This is a genomic window from Flavobacterium cheongpyeongense (assembly GCF_003202435.1).
Taxonomy (GTDB): domain Bacteria; phylum Bacteroidota; class Bacteroidia; order Flavobacteriales; family Flavobacteriaceae; genus Flavobacterium; species Flavobacterium cheongpyeongense.
In genome coordinates this window covers 108502-130063 of the sequence record NZ_QJHK01000014.1, presented here as the reverse complement: position 1 = coordinate 130063, position 21562 = coordinate 108502, and the positions used below count along the sequence as shown (strand labels likewise).

20 protein-coding genes are annotated in these 21562 nt (G+C 33.8%); 11 read left to right on the top strand and 9 right to left on the bottom strand.

What is annotated here, in order from left to right; all coding sequences use genetic code 11:
• Positions 1-3: 3 nt before the first annotated feature.
• Together DMB65_RS15635 and DMB65_RS15630 are read left to right on the top strand one after the other, a co-directional pair.
• Complete coding sequence (locus DMB65_RS15635) at positions 4-1053, top strand: YncE family protein (RefSeq protein WP_110307565.1); 1050 nt, start codon at positions 4-6, stop codon at positions 1051-1053.
• Between the two features lie 57 nt (positions 1054-1110).
• On the top strand, positions 1111-2085 hold the full coding sequence (locus tag DMB65_RS15630; RefSeq protein ID WP_110307564.1) for a T9SS type A sorting domain-containing protein: 975 nt from the start codon (positions 1111-1113) through the stop codon (positions 2083-2085).
• A gap of 100 nt (positions 2086-2185) precedes the next feature.
• Here DMB65_RS15630 and DMB65_RS15625 read toward each other — a convergent pair whose 3' ends face one another.
• Entirely contained in the window at positions 2186-2482 is a 297-nt protein-coding gene (locus tag DMB65_RS15625) for a GNAT family N-acetyltransferase (protein WP_230470693.1), read from the bottom strand.
• A gap of 288 nt (positions 2483-2770) precedes the next feature.
• On the opposite strand from DMB65_RS15625, the gene DMB65_RS15620 reads away from it, so the two are divergent.
• A complete protein-coding gene (locus DMB65_RS15620; protein ID WP_110307563.1) occupies positions 2771-3430 on the top strand; it encodes an alpha/beta hydrolase family protein in 660 nt (219 codons plus the stop codon).
• A gap of 287 nt (positions 3431-3717) precedes the next feature.
• On the opposite strand, the gene DMB65_RS15615 is transcribed toward DMB65_RS15620, so the two are convergent.
• Positions 3718-4233: a DUF2892 domain-containing protein gene (locus DMB65_RS15615; protein ID WP_110307562.1), complete on the bottom strand. Its 516-nt coding sequence runs from the start codon at positions 4231-4233 to the stop codon at positions 3718-3720.
• Between the two features lie 167 nt (positions 4234-4400).
• On the opposite strand from DMB65_RS15615, the gene rpmH reads away from it, so the two are divergent.
• Entirely contained in the window at positions 4401-4562 is a 162-nt protein-coding gene (gene rpmH, locus DMB65_RS15610) for a 50S ribosomal protein L34 (RefSeq protein WP_008464848.1), read from the top strand.
• Between the two features lie 143 nt (positions 4563-4705).
• Positions 4706-7561 carry a carbamoyl-phosphate synthase large subunit gene (gene carB, locus DMB65_RS15605; RefSeq protein WP_110307561.1) on the top strand — a complete coding sequence of 952 codons (2856 nt, stop codon included), beginning with the start codon at positions 4706-4708 and terminating at the stop codon, positions 7559-7561.
• A gap of 201 nt (positions 7562-7762) precedes the next feature.
• Here the strand turns inward: carB and DMB65_RS15600 are convergent, their stop codons facing one another.
• The 4 genes from DMB65_RS15600 to DMB65_RS15585 are packed head-to-tail and all read right to left on the bottom strand — an operon-like array spanning position 7763 to position 9800.
• A complete protein-coding gene (locus tag DMB65_RS15600; protein WP_110307560.1) occupies positions 7763-8299 on the bottom strand; it encodes a DUF4252 domain-containing protein in 537 nt (178 codons plus the stop codon).
• A 1-nt stretch (position 8300) separates the two neighbouring features.
• Entirely contained in the window at positions 8301-8828 is a 528-nt protein-coding gene (locus tag DMB65_RS15595) for a DUF4252 domain-containing protein (RefSeq protein ID WP_110307559.1), read from the bottom strand.
• 17 nt (positions 8829-8845) lie between these two features.
• On the bottom strand, positions 8846-9304 hold the full coding sequence (locus DMB65_RS15590) for a hypothetical protein (RefSeq protein ID WP_110307558.1): 459 nt from the start codon (positions 9302-9304) through the stop codon (positions 8846-8848).
• Positions 9291-9800 (bottom strand): RNA polymerase sigma factor, encoded by a 510-nt coding sequence (locus DMB65_RS15585; RefSeq protein ID WP_110307557.1) that lies wholly within the window; start codon positions 9798-9800, stop codon positions 9291-9293. Before DMB65_RS15585 ends, DMB65_RS15590 begins: the two co-directional genes overlap by 14 nt.
• 229 nt (positions 9801-10029) lie before the next feature.
• Here DMB65_RS15585 and DMB65_RS15580 point away from each other — a divergent pair, with 229 nt between their 5' ends.
• Positions 10030-11508, top strand: a complete 1479-nt coding sequence (locus DMB65_RS15580; protein WP_110307556.1) for a S41 family peptidase — start codon at positions 10030-10032, stop codon at positions 11506-11508.
• An 80-nt stretch (positions 11509-11588) separates the two neighbouring features.
• On the opposite strand, the gene DMB65_RS15575 is transcribed toward DMB65_RS15580, so the two are convergent.
• From DMB65_RS15575 to DMB65_RS15565, 3 genes are all read right to left on the bottom strand, one after another.
• Positions 11589-13223 carry an ABC-F family ATP-binding cassette domain-containing protein gene (locus tag DMB65_RS15575; protein ID WP_110307555.1) on the bottom strand — a complete coding sequence of 545 codons (1635 nt, stop codon included), beginning with the start codon at positions 13221-13223 and terminating at the stop codon, positions 11589-11591.
• A gap of 233 nt (positions 13224-13456) precedes the next feature.
• The gene (locus DMB65_RS15570) at positions 13457-14632 is read right to left on the bottom strand and encodes a GlmU family protein (protein ID WP_110307554.1); all 1176 of its coding nucleotides are present in this window, start codon (positions 14630-14632) and stop codon (positions 13457-13459) included.
• Between the two features lie 259 nt (positions 14633-14891).
• Positions 14892-15146 carry a type B 50S ribosomal protein L31 gene (locus DMB65_RS15565; protein WP_011921626.1) on the bottom strand — a complete coding sequence of 85 codons (255 nt, stop codon included), beginning with the start codon at positions 15144-15146 and terminating at the stop codon, positions 14892-14894.
• Between the two features lie 248 nt (positions 15147-15394).
• On the opposite strand from DMB65_RS15565, the gene DMB65_RS15560 reads away from it, so the two are divergent.
• From DMB65_RS15560 to DMB65_RS15540, 5 genes are all read left to right on the top strand, one after another.
• Positions 15395-15925: a DUF4199 domain-containing protein gene (locus DMB65_RS15560; RefSeq protein WP_110307584.1), complete on the top strand. Its 531-nt coding sequence runs from the start codon at positions 15395-15397 to the stop codon at positions 15923-15925.
• A gap of 8 nt (positions 15926-15933) precedes the next feature.
• Positions 15934-16890: a glycosyltransferase family 2 protein gene (locus DMB65_RS15555; RefSeq protein WP_110307553.1), complete on the top strand. Its 957-nt coding sequence runs from the start codon at positions 15934-15936 to the stop codon at positions 16888-16890.
• 137 nt (positions 16891-17027) lie between these two features.
• Positions 17028-18755 carry a phospho-sugar mutase gene (locus DMB65_RS15550; protein WP_110307552.1) on the top strand — a complete coding sequence of 576 codons (1728 nt, stop codon included), beginning with the start codon at positions 17028-17030 and terminating at the stop codon, positions 18753-18755.
• 75 nt (positions 18756-18830) lie between these two features.
• Entirely contained in the window at positions 18831-20660 is a 1830-nt protein-coding gene (locus tag DMB65_RS15545; protein WP_110307551.1) for an ABC transporter ATP-binding protein, read from the top strand.
• A 131-nt stretch (positions 20661-20791) separates the two neighbouring features.
• Entirely contained in the window at positions 20792-21493 is a 702-nt protein-coding gene (locus tag DMB65_RS15540; RefSeq protein WP_110307550.1) for a hypothetical protein, read from the top strand.
• The last annotated feature ends 69 nt before the right edge of the window (positions 21494-21562 follow it).

Genomic DNA, 21562 nt, shown 5'->3' with positions numbered 1-21562 from the left:
ATAATGAAGTTTAGTAAATTATTTTTAATAGCACTTAGTGCGTCACTGTTCATCTCGTGTTCTAATGATGAAGAAGAATCTAATAAGCCGGAAGGTGTTTATGACAATGGTTTTTTCATACTAAACGAAGGATCTCAGGCCGAAGGTACGGTATCTTTTTTAAGTAATGATTTAATCACTTTTGAAAAAGATGTATATGGTCCGGCTAATAACAACGACATACCTGGTGGCTATCTGCAAAACATCTTTTTTAATGGTGACAATGCTTACATTATCTCAGGAGGTTCTAATGTAATTAATGTGGTAAACAGATATACCTTTAAACTAGTTGACAAAATTGATAGCGGTCTCGTTAACCCAAGATATGGTGTTGTAAAAAATGGAAAAGCATATGTAACCAATGCAAATGAATATGCTTGGGGAGGCGCTTGGGATACTGAAGGTAATACAGATGATTTTGTGGCGGTAATTAATTTGAAAACAAATAAAGCAGAAACTCCAATACCATTAAATGGAACAGGGAACAGAATTATAGAAGAGAACGGTAAATTATATATTACAGACCCGAACAATAGTGACAAATTACTGATTGTAAATATTGCTACTAAATCATTAGAAACTCCAGTAACTATTGGATCAAATGCTGATTCTATAGAGGAAGAAGACGGCATTTTGTATATTTTAAGAGGTCCATACGGAAGCAGAAGCGAGATTGTAAAAGTGAAATTATCTGATAAATCGGTTTCTAAAATTACTTTCCCTGAAACCCTAGATGGAGCTGGTTTTATGGATATTGAAGATGACAAAATTTATTATACTGTCGGAAGCTCAGTTTATGCAATCAATGATAATGCAACAGCGGCTTCAACCACGCCAATTGTTACTTCTCCGGCTGGTTATGTATATGGATTTGCAGTAAATGATAACCGCATTTACATTGCTGATGGAGTTTTTACAAAAGATGGTCAAGCTTATATTTATAATTTAAACGGAACATTTTTAAAAGAATTAACCACAGGCATAGGATCAAACGGTTTTTACTTTAACGACTAAAACAAAAAAATGCCCTTATCAACAAAATTGTAAGGGCATTTAAATTAAAAAACGATTATGATAAAAAAATTACTTTTTACCATATTACTTACATCATCATTAATTTCAGCACAAAGTTATGCTCCTGCTGCAGGTCAGACAGGAACTACAGCAATAGCTAAAAATAGCCCTGTATTTATAAATTGGGCAACCGGAATTACAGTAGTAAGAGGGCCTCAGGATATTGCAATTTCAAATAGTCCTTTAGCTACTGCCGGTACCCCATCAGACGGAATGAAAGGGGGAACCTCCGGATCCAGCATTGTTAGCCTGGGCGATGGCGGCAGTGCTACCTTAACTTTTGACACACCTATTACAAATGGATCTGGATATGATTTTGCTGTTTTTGAAAACGGTTTTTCGGATACTTTTTTAGAACTGGCTTTTGTCGAAGTGAGCTCAGACGGAGCTAATTTTTTCAGGTTTCCTTCACACAGCGAAACGCAAACAGCAACACAGGTAGGAGGCTTTGGAACACTTGATTGCAGATACATTAATAACCTGGCCGGAAAATACCGTGCTAATTTTGGAACTCCTTTTGATTTATCAGACATTCCGGATAACGCTTTGTTAGACAAAGACAATATTACACATGTCAGAATAATTGATGTGATTGGCACTATTAATGCCTTGTATGCATCTTATGATAGTAGAGGAAATATAATTAACGAACCTTACTCAACTCCTTTTCCCTCTGGAGGATTTGATTTGAATGGAGTGGGCGTAATTAATCAAAAATCAGCAACGTTAGGAAGTAAAGAGTTTAATATTGATTCTGTTGCGTTGTATCCAAATCCAGCTTCAGATATTATTTATTTAAATAGCAACGAGGAAAGCAGCATTATCATTTTTGATATAACCGGAAAAATTATAAAAATCCTTCCTAAAGCAAATCACTACACTATTATCGTTTCAGATATAACTCCCGGGGTATATTTGTTCGAGGTATGTGTTAAGGACAAAAAAGTGGTTAAAAAAATAATTATCAATTAGTTAATTTTGTTTCTTAGAATTGTTTTTGGAAAAAAAGGCTTTCATTCTGAGAGCCTTTTTTATGACTACTGGTGGATGACTATAACTAAGAAAAAGCATTCTAAATCCTTATTCCTGGCGGAAGCAATTCTTTGTATTTTGGGTTTTTCTTGAAAAAAGCAGCAATTTTTGGATGGATTGGAACAACCCTGATTTTTTTTTCTATACTCAGTTCCATAATATTCTTAAGCAAAACATCAATTACAGCCTGATTATCGTATCCTTCCGGCGTATTGATTTTGGTTAGAAAAATTTTCTTTTCCTGAAATGAATATTCAACAGAAAGTAATCCTTCAGTGACTGTAGTCTCAAATTGTCTTGCAAAAGTGTTGTCTTTGACTTCAATAGTAGCTTCCATAATTTGTAGTATTTGTAATAGATTAAATAAAATATAGAACTGGGGCTATTGCTCTGTTTAAAATATTTAAAGTTATTTTTAAACGCGGTTGATTTGGAACACAAAGGTAATCATTTGATTTTCAATATAAAATTATTTTTAAAAACACATTTTCAAATTAGTTGTTCCTCTTTTTATATTTATTTGTTTAAATACAAAATTTAAGGTGTAAGATTTGATGTGCATATTGGTAAAAAAAAGTAATTTTAGATTGAAATTGCAATGTAATTATAATTCCTTTTTGAACAAATGAGCAAAATACCTGTATATTTTATGCCTGGTCTTGCGGCAAGTCCGGCCATTTTTGAAAGAATCAATCTTGATGAAAATGTTTTTGAAACGTGCCTGCTGGAATGGGAAATTCCAAATCCTAAAGAGTCATTGTCGGATTATGCCCTCCGAATCACAAAAAAAATCAAACATGAAAATCCTGTCTTAATAGGAGTTTCCTTTGGAGGGATTTTGGTTCAGGAAATGGCAAGGCATATTGAAACCCGAAAAGTGATTATTATTTCGAGTGTTAGAAGCAACACTGAATTCCCAAGGAGAATGAAAATCGGAAAAACTACTAAAGCTTACAAACTGATTCCGATGAAACTTATTTTGAATATTGAGAATCTAGCAAAATATTCTTTTGGAGAAAAAGTAAACAAACGTATTAAGTTATATGAGAAATTTTTAGCAGTTCGTGACCTGAATTATTTGCAATGGGCAGTAGAATCTGTGATTTGTTGGAACAGAAGCAAAATCGATGAGAAAGTAATCCATATCCATGGTGATCAGGATGATGTTTTTCCTATAAAATATATCAATAGCTGTATTGTTGTAAAGGGAGGGACTCATATTATGATTCTCAATAAATACAAATGGCTGAATGAGAATTTACCTTCGCTAATATTGGAGCAGTAAAATAATGTTTAGTACTATTGTCACCCTGAGCGAAGTCGAAGGCTTTGAGATTCAAAAAGGCTTCGACTTCGCTCAGCCTGACAAATAGGATGATAAAAGGTTTATGGTGCCTAAATTTCTAGCCCAGATGGGAGGGAAAATCCTTTTGTGCCTGGGTTCGTCATAAAAGATTGGAAGGAGAGCAGGAAATAGCTTCAAATTAAATTCCATTTGAAATTATAAAACAAAAAAATCCCAAATGCCTAATTGGAATTTGGGATTTAAAATATTGAAATTTCAGAAAATTTTTAGATTTTCTTCATTTGCTCTTTCATCATTGCAATTTGCTCTTTCAGCATGCCTTGTTTGTCTAATTTCTTAGCTTCGTTTAATAAATTAGTAGCTTCTAATTTTCTTCTGCGTGACATGGCAACTCCGGCAAGGTTTAATTTAGCTACAGCCAGATCCATATCCATAGACAAACCAAGTTCAATTGCTTTTTTGAAATGTTTCTCGGCCTGGTTGATATTTGTCTGAGATAACATAATTCCGTGAAGATAATTAAAGTATCCTTGTTGCTTTCTTACTAAAGCAGTTTCTGGGTTTTTAATGTATGCCAGCCATTTTTTAGCGCCCTCGAAGTCTTGTTTTCTTAATTTAAGGAAAGCCAAAAGGATAAATTCATTTTTAAAGTAAAAAAAAACAGGAATTGCAGTCAGCAAAATAAGAAAAATTCCATTCCCGATATTGCTGTCTGTAAATTGCCAAATGCCAGCGACTACAAGAAGTCCGGCCAAGATAAGTTTAATATTTTTATGAAACATAATAGATGTATATTTGTGATTGCAAATATAGTAAAATGAATTAAAAATATTTTTATTAAAGTACTTGCCAGAAAAAAAAGTCTTTGTATATTTGCACTCGGTTTTCGAATAACGATATTCAAAATCAGAAAAGAGATATTAGACACCATTTTTAAAGATACAAAGCAATGAGCAAAAGAACATTTCAACCATCGAAAAGAAAAAGAAGAAATAAGCACGGATTTATGGACAGAATGGCTTCTGCGAATGGAAGAAAAGTTCTAGCACGTAGAAGAGCTAAAGGAAGACATAAATTGACTGTTTCTAGCGAGCCTAGACACAAAAAATAATGTTTGTATAAACATACATAAGGCGATTACTTTTTTAGTATCGCCTTTTTTTATACCTTGTCATTAAAAAAATTTAACATTCTAGTTTTTAAAGTACTACGAATGTTTTTGAATACCAAAAACAACTACACAATACATACAAAATGCCTAAAGACACATCAATAAAATCCGTTTTAATAATAGGTTCAGGACCTATCGTTATTGGTCAAGCTTGCGAATTCGACTATGCAGGATCTCAATCTGCCCGTTCTATTCGTGAAGAAGGAATTGAAGTTATCTTGATAAACTCGAATCCAGCAACAATTATGACCGACCCAAGTATGGCCGATCATATTTATTTGAAACCACTAACTACAAAATCGATTATTGAAATTCTAAAGGAACATCCGCAAATTGATGCTGTTTTACCAACAATGGGAGGACAAACAGCTTTGAATTTATGCCTGGAAGCTGATGAAAAAGGAATCTGGCAGGATTTCGGAGTACGAATGATTGGTGTTGATGTCAATGCTATTAACATTACCGAAGACAGGGAACAATTCAAACAATTACTTCAAAAAATAAATGTACCCACTGCACCAGCCAAAACGGCAACATCTTTCCTTGAAGGTAAAGAAATTGCTCAGGAGTTTGGGTTCCCGTTAGTAATCCGTCCTTCATTTACACTTGGAGGAACCGGAGCTGCTTTTGTACACACTAAAGAAGAATTTGATGAAAAACTAACCTACGGATTAGAAATGTCTCCAATTCACGAAGTACTGATTGACAAAGCTTTACTAGGATGGAAAGAATATGAATTGGAACTTTTGAGGGATAAAAACGATAATGTTGTGATTATCTGTTCAATCGAAAATATGGATCCAATGGGAATTCATACCGGAGATTCGATTACAGTTGCTCCTGCAATGACATTATCTGATACCACTTTCCAAAAATTACGTGATTACGCAATCTTAATGATGCGCAGTATTGGGAACTTTGCCGGAGGATGTAACGTACAGTTTGCGGTTTCACCTGACGAAAAAGAAGATATTGTAGCCATCGAAATCAATCCTCGTGTGTCTCGTTCCTCTGCTTTAGCATCGAAAGCAACTGGGTATCCGATTGCAAAAATTGCTTCTAAACTCGCCTTAGGATACAACTTAGATGAGTTACAAAACCAGATTACAAAATCAACTTCGGCTTTATTTGAACCGACTTTAGATTATGTAATTGTAAAAATACCACGTTGGAACTTTGATAAATTCGAAGGTGCCGACAGAACTTTAGGCCTTCAGATGAAATCTGTTGGAGAAGTAATGGGAATTGGACGTTCGTTCCAGGAAGCTTTACACAAAGCAACACAATCACTAGAAATTAAACGAAATGGTTTAGGTGCCGACGGAAAAGGATACACCAATTACGAACAAATTATCGAGAAACTGACTTTTGCCAGCTGGGATCGTGTTTTTGTAATTTATGATGCAATTGCAATGGGAATTCCCTTGAGCCGCATTCATGAAATCACAAAAATTGATATGTGGTTCTTAAAACAATACGAAGAGCTTTATACACTGGAGAAAGAAATTTCAAATTATAAAGTTTCCAATCTTCCAAAAGATTTACTGCTTGAAGCAAAACAAAAAGGTTTTGCCGACAGACAAATTGCGCACATGATGAACTGTCTGGAAAGCGAAGTACATACTTTGCGTATGGATCAGAAAATCAATCGTGTTTTTAAACTGGTTGATACTTGTGCCGCAGAATTTAAAGCACAAACACCATATTACTACTCGACATTTGAGGCTGAAATAGAAAAAGCAAACGGAGAACGTTATGTAGATAACGAAAGCATTGTAACCGATAAAAAGAAAATCATTGTTTTAGGTTCCGGACCAAACAGAATCGGACAGGGAATTGAATTTGATTACTCTTGTGTACACGGTGTACTTGCTGCAAAAGAATGTGGTTACGAAACTATCATGATCAACTGTAACCCTGAAACAGTTTCTACAGATTTTGACACTGCAGATAAATTATATTTTGAACCGGTTTTCTGGGAACATATCTACGACATCATTCAACATGAAAAACCAGAAGGTGTAATTGTTCAGTTGGGTGGTCAGACGGCTCTAAAACTTGCTGAAAAATTATCTAAATACGGTGTGAAAATCATCGGAACCAGTTTTGATGCGCTTGATTTAGCCGAAGACAGAGGAAGATTCTCAGACCTGTTAACAGAATTACATATTCCTTTCCCTAAATTTGGAATTGCAGAAACCGCTGATGAGGCTTCTGCCCTTGCGGATACTTTAGACTTCCCATTATTGATACGTCCGTCTTATGTATTAGGAGGTCAGGGAATGAAGATTGTAATCAATAAAAAAGAACTAGAAGAGCATGTTATCAATTTATTGAAATCAATTCCCGGAAATAAACTATTGTTAGATCATTATTTAGCCGGAGCAATTGAAGCTGAAGCTGATGCCATTTGTGACGCTGACGGAAATGTTTACATCATTGGAATAATGGAGCATATTGAACCTTGTGGAGTACACTCTGGAGACAGTAATGCAACCTTACCTCCTTTTAACTTAGGAGAATTTGTAATGCAGCAAATTAAAGACCATACCGAAAAAATAGCCCGAGCTTTAAAAACAGTAGGCTTAATCAATATTCAGTTTGCAATAAAAGACGACACAGTTTATATTATTGAGGCAAACCCAAGGGCTTCCAGAACGGTTCCGTTTATTGCTAAAGCTTATGGAGAGCCTTATGTGAACTACGCCACCAAGGTAATGTTGGGAGAAAAGAAAGTAACTGATTTTGATTTCAATCCAAAATTAAATGGATATGCCATCAAACAGCCGGTTTTCTCTTTCAGCAAATTTAAAAATGTAAACAAAGCATTAGGGCCTGAAATGAAATCTACAGGAGAAAGTATCCTGTTTATTGACGACTTAAAAGATGATCAGTTCTACGAATTGTACTCCAGAAGAAAAATGTATTTGAGCAAGTAATTTCAAATACAGGTATAAAAAGAGGGTGTCCGAAAAGTAAAACCCTGAAAATTATTAATAATTTTCAGGGTTTTTTATTAACTATATATCAGTAAAAACTCTTTTAGAAGACATTTTTTTCACTAAACTACCATTGAAACAAAGAAATACAACAATTCATTTTACTTTTCGGACAGCCTCTTTTGTTTTCACTAAGATACATTATTTAACTAACTGCTGTAACGGTTTTAATTGTTCCATATCGATTTTTGATTGCTTCAGAACAGACATTAAAGTCATAATATTATTCGGATTCATATTTTTTCCTAAAACACGAACAACCGCAAAACCATTTTCTTTCCTGTTTGCAAAAATCACAAATTCTTCTATGTTATCATCATTCCCTACAAAACTTACAGAAGCACCATCTTTACCAGAACCAACCTTCATCAATTCCTGATATTTAGGATTTTCTAAAATTGCTTTTACCTTAGCTCTCTCTGTTTCAAATTGCGCCTGATTTTTATCATTTGCCTTAAAAGCCAAAATATTCATTTTCTCGAAAGAGTTTAAAGCTTCGGATTGTTTCAGGGATAATTTTGCTTTATCTACATTTAAAATAGTAGGCGAAACATCTAGTGAGATAAAATCTTTTTTTTCGGTATTTTCCACAAAATACTTTTGCAATGAGGGCTCAGAATCACAACTTACCAAAGTCAATAATACCAAAAAGGCAGATATAAAGATATTCGTTTTCATTTTATTTTTTGGTTTTTGAAGCTTTTTTCAAATCTGCCCCGCCCGGAAGCTGCATTTTATCAGTTAGTACCGATATTTCATTTAAATCAAAGTTTCCGGTTAAAGACAGCAAAACAGTATCTTCATTTTTAGCTCCATCAATAAACATAAACAATTCTTTTATTTTGGTATCACTGGCGCCGGATTTAACGTATATTTTTACATTTTTACCACTTTCACTAATACGCATCAATTCTTCTAAACTGGCAGTTTTAATGTATTTATCAGCAGAAAGCTTCATCTCTGCTTCAATTTTTGGATTTTTCGTAGTGAACACTTTTAAATTATCCAGCTTTTTAATGAGGTTCATGTATTGCTGGGTTTCTTTATCAGAAGCATCCACTTTGACCTTACTCATGATGTCAAACATTTTTTTATTGACAATTACCGACGTTACATCATCCTGACCATCAAATTTATCAAATGCATTTTGCGCATAAAAAACATGCGTAAAAAAAGCTAAAACTACTGTTATAATGAAATTTTTCATATTGTGTTAAATTAAGTTTATTGTTTAAAAATTTTATTTTTAGATTGCTCGTACTCTTTAATATAATGTACGCTTTCTATACCTGCATTCACATTGTTTGACAATAAAGCCAAAGCTTTTTGCGTTGCAACAAAAGCTTCCTCAGGATTATTGTATGTCCCTAATTCTGATTTTGCCACGACAGCATTTGTACTATTGTTACTCAAATAATAAAAGCTCCCGATTCCCAGTAAAAATACAATTGAAGCCACAATTGATAACCACGTCACATTTCGTTTTTTAGTTTGTAGTGGAATCTCCTGCGTCATTTTTTGTTCTTTTTCCTGAGAAAAATATCCAAAAATCGACTGATATTGCTTTAAATGCTGCGCAACATTTGGCGAAGAAAAATATGCTTTTAATTCGTTTTCTTCAGCAACAGAAGTTTCTCCCTGAAAGTATTTTTCTAGTCTATTTTCTATTTTATTTAATTCCATAACTGTGTGTATTAATCATTGATTCCCGTATTTTTTTTCGTGCTCTTGAAAGTGCTACCCTAATAGCCGTTTCGTTCATGTTGACAATTTTTGCAATTTCTTCAAATTCATATTGCTCAACATCGCGCAACTGGATTAATATCTGTAATTGTTCCGGTAATTGACCGATTATTTTCCCCACCCATTCCAGACTGTCAGCATCCTCTAATTTTTTATCTAACTGAGGCTGTCTGTCTGTAAAATTATTATGTACAATTTTAAGATTATCAGCTCTTTTAGATTTCAACTGATCCAGACAATAATTTTTTGTCATGGTCATCGCCACAGCTTCAATATTATTATATGTGTCTAAATTGTCTTTTTTGTTCCATAATTTCACCATTACTTCCTGAGTTGCATCTTCGGCTTCTTCTGTACTTGTCAATAATCTTTTTGCCAGACGAAAAACTTTGTCTTTAAAAGGATTTATTAATTCTATAAATACGACCTGGTTCATATCTGGTTTTTTGTTTTGATTTGCTATATGTAATTCATATATTATTAATCAATGCTTTGAAAATTTTACTGTCAGTCATTTTATGAATCAAAAATGGTTGGTTAGCTTATATAGTCAAGACGAGACAGTATTATTTTTGTTACAAGGCAAGTAAAAAAACTATATTTTTTTTATAGTTAAAACTAAAGGTACTATTTTTACGTTTATACTATATTGAAACCCCTATTTTATGAAAAATATATTAAGAAGCCTCGTTTACTTTTTTTTAGTTGCATTTAGTTTGCAATCTTGTGATGATAAGGATGATGTTGACAAGCAAACGTACAGTGCCTTACAAAAATTAGAAATAAATAATTTTATCTGGACAGGATTGAATGAAGTTTATTTATGGCAGGACGATGTTCCTGATTTAGCAGATAACCGTTTTGCTAGTCAGGAGGATTTTGATTCTTTTTTGAAAGGATATTCAAAACCGGAAGATTTATTTGAGGATTTATTAAACAAACCGGAGAGCAAATATCCGAATGGGGACGCAATCGATCGTTTTAGCTGGATTGTAGATGACTATACTGTTTTAGAACAGGAATTAAACGGAATTACAAAAAACCCAGGTATTGATTTCAGGCTGAGCTACATAGAAAAAGGGTCAGACAATTTGGTAGGATATATTCGATATATCATTCCTAACTCAGACGCTTCAAAAAAAGATATTAAACGTGGCGATTTGTTCACAAAAGTTAACGGAACACAGCTTACAGTTTCAAATTACGAAAAGTTGTTATTGGATTCAGATAGCTATACTTTAAATTTAGCTGAGTTTAACAGCAATGGCGCTATAGTCTCAAATGGGAAATCAGTCGCATTGACAAAAACTATTTTAGAAGAAAATCCAATTTTAGTCAATAAAGTAATTACTTCTGGAAGCCACAAAATAGGCTATTTAATGTATAATGGTTTTTATGCAGAATATGATGATGAGCTAAATCAGGCTTTTGCACAACTTAAAACAGGCGGTGTTACAGACCTGGTTCTGGATTTAAGGTATAATGGCGGAGGTTCTGTTCGTTCTGCAACGTTATTGGCAAGTATGATTACAGGGCAATTTAACGGACAGGTGTTTTCTAAAAGACAATATAACACCAAACAAATGACTGGCTTAACCAGCGATGAATTAGAATCATTAAATGAAAGATTTACCGACAAAACAAATAGCGAAGCCACACTAAATAGTTTAAATTTAAATACGGTTTATATTATAACGACTGAAAGCACAGCTTCAGCCAGTGAATTGGTTATAAATGGTTTGAAGCCGTATATCAATGTAGTGCAAATTGGAGAAACAACTGTAGGCAAAAATGTTGGTTCTTTTACAGTTTATGATTCAGAGACCCTAACAAAAATAAAAGTAAATCCTACTCATAAATATGCGATGCAGCCTTTAGTATTTAAAATTACGAATGCTCAAAATTTTGGAGATTATACAAGTGGATTAACACCTACTTTTGCGCAAGAAGAATATGTAAGCAGCTATGGGATTTTGGGTAATGCATCTGAGCCTTTACTAAATATTGCAATCTCGAAAATTACAGGTTCAACCGGAAAAAGAATACAAACTGAGAAAGGTCAAAGACTTCCTTATTTCACAGATTCAAAAGCAATGCGTCGCTTTGGAAGAGAAATGTTTATAGAAAGTCCTAAAGAATTTTAAAAAGCGAAAAACATAAAAAATGCCCCAAAAAGTCAGACTGTCTGGGGCATTTTTATACAAAAGAAAAACGAATACGAATATTACTTTTCGATTTCTCGCATAGAATCCATTTTTTTATGAGCTAAGAAACCTGCAACATCTTCAAAATGTTCTTTCACGCGTTTATTACCGAATTCAAAAACTTTAGTTGCTAATCCGTCAAGGAAATCTCGGTCGTGAGAAACCAAGATTAATGTTCCGTCAAAATCACGTAAAGCATCTTTAATGATGTCTTTAGTTTTCATATCCAAGTGATTCGAAGGCTCATCCAGAATCAACAGGTTTACAGGTTCCAGTAATAATTTAATCATCGCCAAACGTGTTTTTTCTCCCCCCGAAAGTACTTTTACTTTTTTGGTAATATCGTCACCCTGAAACATAAAGGCTCCCAAAATATTTTTGATCTGCGTTCTGATATCTCCAACTGCAATACTATCAATAGTTTCAAAAATAGTAGCATTTTCATCTAAAAGTGCTGCCTGATTTTGAGCAAAATATCCAATTTGAGAATTATGTCCAATTTCGACACTTCCGGAATCAACACCGATTTCTTTCATTATCGCTTTAATCATGGTTGATTTTCCTTCTCCATTTTTTCCTACAAAAGCAACTTTCTGACCACGCTCGATTACAATGTTTGCGTCTTTAAAAACCACATGATCTCCATAAGATTTAGACATTTCTTTAACAATAACAGGATATTGTCCAGAACGTGCTGCCGGTGGGAATTTTAAACGCAAAGCCGAAGTGTCTACCTCATCAACCTGAACAATTTCTAACTTTTCCAACATTTTTACACGGGACTGAACGGCATCTGTTTTAGAAAACGTTCCTTTAAAACGATCAATAAAAGCACGATTATCAGCAATCATTTTTTGTTGTTCATCATATGCTTTTTGCTGATGAACACGACGGTCTTTTCTTAATTCTAAATAATGAGAATATTTGGCTTTGTAATCGTAAATCCTTCCCATTGTAACTTCAATAGTTCGGTTTGTAATATTATCCACAAATGCCCTGTCATGTGAAATCACCACAACTGCTTTTGCCTGATTAATAAGGAATTCCTCAAGCCATTGAATACTTTCGATATCCATGTGGTTGGTAGGCTCATCTAAAAGAATCAAATCCGGTTTTCTTAATAAAATTTTAGCAAGTTCAATTCGCATTCTCCATCCTCCTGAAAATTCTGAAGTCTGACGTGCAAAATCTTCCCTTTCAAAACCTAAACCAACTAATATTTTCTCTACCTCAGCTTCGTAGTTTACTTCTTCAATTGCATAGAATTTCTCACTTAAGTCAGAAACTCTTTCGATCAATTTCATGTAAGCATCACTTTCATAATCCGTACGAATTGTTAATTGCTCGTTGATTTCATCGATTTCGGCTTTCATGCTGAAAATTTCACCAAAAGCTTTTGACGCTTCCTCCATAACTGTGGCACCGTCTTCTGTAAGCAAATGTTGAGGAAGATAAGCAATAACCGCCTCTTTTGGAGCTGAAATATTTCCTGTAGAAGGTTTGCTTTGACCTGCAATTATCTTTAAAAGTGTCGATTTTCCGGCACCATTTTTACCCATAAGGGCAATTTTATCATTTTCATTAATAGCAAAAGAAACATCGCTAAAAAGTGTAGTTCCACCAAACTGAACCGAAATATCGTTAACTGTAATCATTACTTTTTGTGAATTTGTTTAATCGGTTAATCCTTTATCTGACTACCCATTTTTTTCGTGGTGCAAAGATAGATTTAATTAGAGAATGTGGCAATTAGATAATTAGATAATTTCAAGAATTAGAAAATGTGCAATTAGATCATTTCTTAACTCCAAACAAAACAAAACCCGACAGGTTAACTATCAGGTTTCGTAAAATCATCTAATTACCAATCTTTTTATTATGTGATTAATCAATCTTTTCTCCATTTTTTAGTTTCTTCAAAAACATGTTCTAAGATTGCTGCTTCTGTTTCATCGAACGCAATATTTCTTCTTCCCATCACCAGTTTGGCAGTTTCAAAAGCTTTTTTAGTAATATAAGTCGTAAAACCAGCAGCTCCGCCCCAGGAAAAACTTGGAACAAAATTACGGGGAAAACCACTTCCAAAAATATTGGCGCTCACCCCTACCACTGTTCCGGTATTAAACATCGTATTGATACCGCATTTACTGTGATCTCCCATCATCAAGCCACAAAACTGAAGTCCGGTTTTAGCAAAACCTTCTGTTTCGTAACTCCACAACTTCACTTCCTCATAGTTGTTTTTCAGGTTTGAATTATTCGAATCGGCACCAATATTACACCATTCACCTAAAACAGAATCACCTAAAAAACCATCATGTCCTTTGTTTGAATTTGCAAAGAGGACAGCGTTTTTAACTTCCCCTCCTATTCTCGATCCGGGTCCAACCGTTGTAGCCCCATAAATTTTCGCATTCAGTTTAACTTGTGCATTCTCGCATAGAGCAAAAGGGCCACGAATTACGGTTCCTTCCATAATTTCGCTATTCTTACCTATATATATAGGACCAGTAGAAGCATTAAGAGTGACAAACTCTAATTTTGCTCCTTCTTCAATAAATATGTTTTCCGGTGCAATAACGTTTACACTTTGGGGAATTGGCTGTGATTTCCGATCTTCAGTCAAATACTCAAAATCGGCACGGATTGCGGCATCATTTTTAGAGAAAATATCCCAGGTATGCTCCACTGTTAAACAATCATCATTGTACTGAATAATTTCATACGAATCAAAATCCACTTCTTCCTGATTTTCGGTAGTAAAAAAAGCGATTACATCATCGCCTTTAAAAATGGCCTGATTTTCCTTTAAATCAGAAATCATTTCAGCAAGCGTCTCATTGGGTAAATATGCTGCATTTATCATCACATTTTCCTCCATTTCCACCATCGGAAATTTTGAAGACAAATATTCTTCGGTAATTGTAGTAATGGTTGAACCCAAACGTGATTCCCATTTTTGACGAATCGTCATGATTCCTATTAAAATATCAGCCACGGGTCTGGTAAAAGTAAAAGGCAGTAAAGCATTTCTAACGGGACCGTCAAAAAGAATGTAATTCATAAATAATAAATTTGGTACTTGTTAAAATCCTGATTTGGTTATCAGGATCAAAGTTACAAATATTTTATTTGTGTCTTTATACTATCATTGTTATAGTATATTCTTAACAGCAAAGCCTTTAACGCAGCATTTAACAGAAGTGTTAAGTAGCAAGGTTCCTATACAACTTTACGAACCTGCACTAGTTCTTAGTGTTCTTTGCAGTTAATATAAAAAAAGCCTCCCGGATTGGAAGGCTTTGTATGAAGAAAAACAGCTATTATTTTTTAGCGTGTTTTGCATATTTGGTTTTGAACTTGTCAATACGTCCTGCCGTATCAATAAGTTTAGATTTACCAGTATAAAAAGGGTGGGATGTTCTTGAAATCTCCATTTTTACAACTGGATACTCAACTCCGTCAACTTCAATTGTTTCTTTTGTATCTGCAGTAGATTTAGTGATAAAAACATCATCATTTGACATATCTTTAAATGCAACTAATCTGTAATTTTCAGGGTGGATTCCTTTTTTCATCTTTCTTTTTATTTATTGTTTTGGAGCATTTTCATTTTGAAGCTTTTTCATGGTTAGAAAAAGGTGTAAAGAACCAATACTCTTTTTGTTTAAAAATTTAATTATTTTTGAGTGTGCAAATTTACAATTCTTTTTTAATAATCAAATCTTTAACAGACTTTTTTTTAGTTAAATTCAAAAAGCTTTTTTCTACTGAATATATTGGGAATTGCTATATTTGTGGATTAATTTTAAAACATATAGAAAATATGATTAATGAAGTTATAAAGAAAAACGGGATTACTTATGGTGTAATGATTGGAATTGCATCGACTTTAATTACTGCAACAATATATTCGATTGATTTAAACTTATTTACTGCATGGTGGATGGGACTAATCGGTATCGCAATAAGCATAACAATATCTATCATTCTGCTTTCGAAAACAAAAAAAGAATTAAATGGCGTTTTCTCTTTTAAAGATGCTTTTACTACTTATTTTATAGCAGCAGTAATCGGGATTTTGATTTCTACTTCTTTCAATGTTCTTTTATTTAATGTTATCGACCCCTCTGCAAAAGATACTTTAAGCGAATTAATGATTAAATATACGGTAAATATGATGCAGAAATTTGGATCACCAGCTTCCGTCATTAATGGAACTATTGATAAAATGAAATTAAGCAATCCGTACTCAACTATTGAATTACTTAAAGGATCTGTTTTTGCGATTGTTATCAGCTGCATTTTCGGATTAATTTTCGCAGCATTTTTTAAAAGCAAAACTACACAAGAATAAAAATATAAATGAATTTATCTATACTTATACCGCTTCTCAACGAAGAGGAATCACTAAAAGAACTCTATTCGTGGATTATTAAAGTGATGCAATCTAACAATTACTCTTATGAAATCATTTTTGTAGATGATGGAAGTACAGATGATTCGTGGAATATTATCGAAAGTTTTTCTAACGAAAACCAGAATGTAAAAGGAATTCGTTTTATGAAAAACTTTGGTAAATCACAGGCTTTGCATGCAGGGTTTGCAAAGGCTCAAGGTGATGTTATTATTACGATGGATGCCGATTTACAGGACAGTCCGGATGAAATTCCGGGATTGTATGATATGATAACCAAAGAAAAATATGATTTGGTTTCTGGCTGGAAGAAAAAAAGATACGACTCTGTTGTAGCAAAAAACCTGCCTTCAAAATTATTTAACTGGGCTGCCAGAAAAACCTCGGGAGTTGAATTAAATGATTTTAACTGCGGCTTAAAAGCTTATAGAAATGTAGTCGTAAAAAACGTTGAAGTTTCAGGCGAAATGCACCGCTATATTCCGGTTTTGGCTAAAAATGCCGGATTCGGCAAAATTGGTGAAAAAGTGGTAATTCATCAGGCCAGAAAATACGGTGAAACCAAGTTTGGAATGGAACGTTTTATAAACGGATTCCTTGATTTGATTACGATTTGGTTTCTATCGAGATTCGGAAAAAGACCGATGCACTTATTTGGTGCCATTGGTTCTTTTATGTTTATCATTGGATTTTTAGCTGCGGGATACATTGGTGTTTCAAAACTATACCATCTGTACACCGGAATGAAATATACTCTGGTTACAAATAATCCGTGGTTTTATATTGCTTTGACAACTATGATTTTGGGAACTCAGCTGTTTTTAGCAGGTTTCTTAGGCGAAATTATTTTGCGAACCAAAAACAATGAAGTCCGTTATAAAGTATCGCGGGAGGTTAATTTTTAACGTAAAGCACTAGCCCTGATGGGAACGGCATCCTTTTGTGGTCTCGTTTGTAACGAGACTACAAAAGATATAGTGTACAGCAGGATTAGCTCCTGAAAAATTCCTATCTTTATTTTAAACATTAAAAAAACATTTACATGAATATAGCACCTACTATTTTAAGCGCCGTAAACGAATGGCTAACACCCACATTTGATAACGAAACACAAGCTGCGGTTAAGGAATTAATGACTACATCGCCTAAAGAACTTGAAGAAAGTTTTTATAAAAATCTGGAATTTGGAACTGGAGGAATGCGTGGCGTTATGGGAATTGGTAACAACCGAATCAACAAATATACGCTTGGAAAAAACACGCAGGGACTTTCAGATTATTTGCATGAAGCTTTTCCAAATCAACCAGTAAAAGTAGTTATTGCTTATGATTGTCGTCATAATAGTAATACTTTGGCTAAGGTTGTTGCCGATGTTTTCTCTGCCAACGGAATTCAGGTTTATTTGTTTTCAGATTTACGACCGACACCAGAATTGTCATTTGCTCTTAAATACTTAGGATGCCAATGCGGAATTGTTTTGACAGCTTCTCATAATCCGCCAGAATACAACGGATATAAAGTATATTGGGAAGACGGAGGACAAATTGTCCCTCCGGAAGATGCTGCAATTATTGAGGTAATTGAAAGTTTAACCTACGACAAAATTAAATTTAATGCTGACGAAAGTCTGATTACCTATATTGATACAGAAATAGATAAGGCTTTTGTAAAATCGTCTATTGAAAACGCAAGTTTTAATACTCCGGCTGAAGCAAAGGATAATCTGCATATTGTTTTTACTTCATTACACGGCACTTCAATAAAATCAGTTCCCGATACTTTATCAGAGGCTGGTTATAAAAATGTACATATTGTTCCTGAACAGGCTGTGCCAGATGGAAATTTCCCTACTGTAAAATCCCCTAATCCTGAAGAGCCGGAAGCATTGACTATGGCGTTGGCATTGGCAGACAAAACCAATTCTGATATTGTAGTAGGAACTGATCCTGACTGTGACCGTTTAGGTGTAGCTGTTCGTAATAACGAAGGCAAAATGATTTTGCTTAACGGAAACCAGACAATGGTTTTGATGACTTCTTTCCTTTTAAAACAATGGAAAAAAGCTGGCAAAATCAATGGAAAACAATTCGTTGGGTCTACTATTGTTTCAACACCAATGATTATGGAACTGGCAACACGTTATGGCGTTGAATGCAAAGTTGGTCTGACCGGCTTTAAATGGATTGCTAAAATGATTAAAGATTTTCCTGAACTTCAATTTATTGGCGGTGGTGAAGAAAGTTTTGGCTTTATGGTAGGTGATGCTGTAAGAGATAAGGATGCCGTAGCTGCAACCTTATTAATTTGTGAAGTTGCGGCTCAGGCAAAAGCTGCCGGAAGCTCTGTTTACAAAGAACTTTTGCAATTGTATGTTGAAAATGGTTTTTATAAAGAATTTTTGGTTTCACTGACTAAAAAAGGAATCGAAGGTTTGGAAGAAATCAATCAGATGATGATTAATTTAAGAGAAAATCCATTGAAAGAAATCAATGACCAACGTGTCATAATGGTCGAAGATTATCAGTCGTCTATTGCTTTGAATTTATTGACAGGTGAAGAATCCACAATGGACATGCCAAAATCAAACGTCTTGATTTATTATACAGAAGACGGTTCTAAAATTTGCGCAAGACCAAGCGGTACTGAACCAAAAATTAAATTCTACATTAGTGTAAATGCTGAATTAGAATCGGTTGAAGATTTTGATGCTGCCGAAAGTTTCTTAGACCAAAAAATACAAAATATCATTGCAGATATGCAATTGAATTAATAAATTATATCCATTTTTTCAAAACCCGATATGTTTAAACAAGCTATCGGGTTTTAATGGTAAAAAAACACCTAAATGAGTAATTTCAAAAAAATACTTCCTTTTTTATATCCGTATAAAAAATATGCTTACTTAAACATCTTTTTTAATGTTTTGTATGCACTTTTTAGTACCCTTTCTTTTGTGTCTTTAATTCCGATGATTCAGGTTTTATTTGACCAAACCAAAAGAAATACTACTAAACCTATTTACACAGGTATTTGGGAACTTAAAAAATATGGTGAAAATTATTTAAGCTATTTTATTACCAATACTACAGATACTTTTGGTGTTGGTTATACGCTTTCAATCATGGTTACTGTGATAATCTCTATCTTTTTATTGAAAAACCTGTTCGATTATTTAGCCATGTTTTTCATTACTTTTTTACGTAATGGAATATTAAGAGACATGCGTAATACTATGTATAAAAAAACACTGGAATTACCTTTAGCCTTTTTTTCAGAAAAGCGAAAAGGTGATGTGATTTCAAGAATATCAGCAGATGTTAATGAAGTTCAAACTTCTTTTTTGGCCATTTTAGAACTTATCGTAAAAGAACCTTTAACCATTGTTTTTACGATTGGAATGATGTTTGCCATTAGTACGAAACTAACACTTTTTGTTTTTGTTTTTATTCCTATTTCCGGATACATTATTTCTTTAATTGGTAAACAACTGAAAAAAAAATCAGGAAAAGCACAACAGGAACAAGGAACTTTTTTATCAACTATTGAAGAAACCATTGGCGGGTTGAAAGTGGTAAAAGGTTACAATTCTGAGAACTACTTTAATACTGTATTTCAAAATTCAACAGAACGTTATTTTAAATTATCAAATAGCATTGGAAATCGTCAAAACCTGGCTTCACCTGCGAGTGAGTTTATGGGAATTATGGTTATTGCAATCTTATTATGGTATGGAGGTCAAATGGTTTTAATAGAGAAAACATTAAACGGAGCATCATTTATTGCCTATATGGGACTGGCTTATAACATTCTTACACCCGCTAAATCAATTTCAAAAGCCTCTTACGCCGTAAAAAGAGGTAATGCAGCAGCTGACCGTGTACTGGAAATTCTTGAACAGGAAAACACTATCACTTCTAAAGAAAATGCTATTGAAAAAACATCTTTTGACAACAACATAAGTGTTCAGAATATTAATTTTAAATATGAAAATGAAACGGTTTTAAAAGACTTTTCACTTCAGATTAAAAAAGGTCAGACTGTTGCACTGGTGGGACAATCCGGAAGCGGAAAAAGCACAATTGCAAATTTACTAACCCGTTTTTATGATGTGACCAACGGTACAATTTCTATTGACGGAGTAAATATAAAAGACATGAATCTGCAATCTCTTCGAGGATTAATGGGATTGGTTACTCAGGACAGTATTTTATTTAATGACACCATTAAAGCTAATATTGCCTTAGGAAAATTAGACGCAACAGATGATGAAATTATTGAAGCTTTAAAAATCGCAAACGCTTTTGAATTTGTAAAAGAATTGCCTTTGGGAATCTATACTAACATTGGCGACAGCGGAAATAAATTATCAGGAGGCCAAAAACAACGCTTATCGATTGCACGAGCAGTACTTAAAAATCCTCCAATTATGATTCTGGACGAAGCAACATCAGCATTAGATACCGAAAGCGAAAAATTTGTTCAGGTTGCCCTTGAGAACATGATGCAGAACAGAACTTCGATTGTGATTGCACACCGTCTTTCTACAATACAAAAAGCGGATATAATTGTAGTAATGCAAAAAGGAAAAATTGTAGAACAGGGAACTCACGATGAATTAATTGCACAAAACGGAACTTATAATAAGCTTGTAACTATGCAGTCGTTTGAATCTTAAGATTCAATTGTTCTAACAGCAGACATTCATACAGATTAAGGAAATATTAAAACCAAGTCCAGTTTCCTTAATCTGTTTTTATTTTTATAACTTTAGGTTCGTTACAGAATAAATCATTTAATTCTCTCAAAATGTATCTTAACAACCCAAATATTAAACTCCCCGATAATCCTGACACCATCGTTTGGAAATACCTTGACTTATCTAAATTTCTTGATTTATTGCTTTCGAAAAAATTATTCATGTCACGCTCTGATAAGTTTGAAGATCAGTATGAAGGCACTTTTAGCGAACCAACGTTTGAAGAAATCAAAAAGCTGGCTATTGACAATCCTGAATTTTTAAATTACTACAAAACACATCGTGAAAAAGTAGCCGTCAGCAGCTGGCACATTAACGAATATGAATCGTATGCCATGTGGCAGATTTTTACACAAAACAGTGAAGGATTAGCAATCCAGTCAACGATTGGAAGGCTTCAAAGGGCAGTAAATCCTGAGAACAATTTTGATCAGTATATTGGTGAAGTAAATTATATCGACTATAAAAAAGAATACATTCCGTTTGATGATTTATTTTTTCCGTTTTTGTTCAAACGAAAAAGTTTTCAATATGAACGTGAAGTCCGCATTATTACAGATACTTCCCAAAGCAATTTGAAACTAAATGAAGGATTAAAAATAAACATTGACGTTAATGAATTAATTGAAAAGATATACATTCATCCCAAGTCGGAGAACTGGTATAAAAAACTCGTAATTGAACTGGTAGAGCGTTTAGGTTTTGGATTAGAAATAGAAAAATCAGATTTAGAAAGTGATATTTTGATCTGATTTTTTAATCCTCACGTTTTTTCCAACAATATATTAGAGGATTAGAAAAGATTCCTCTTTTTTAGAATA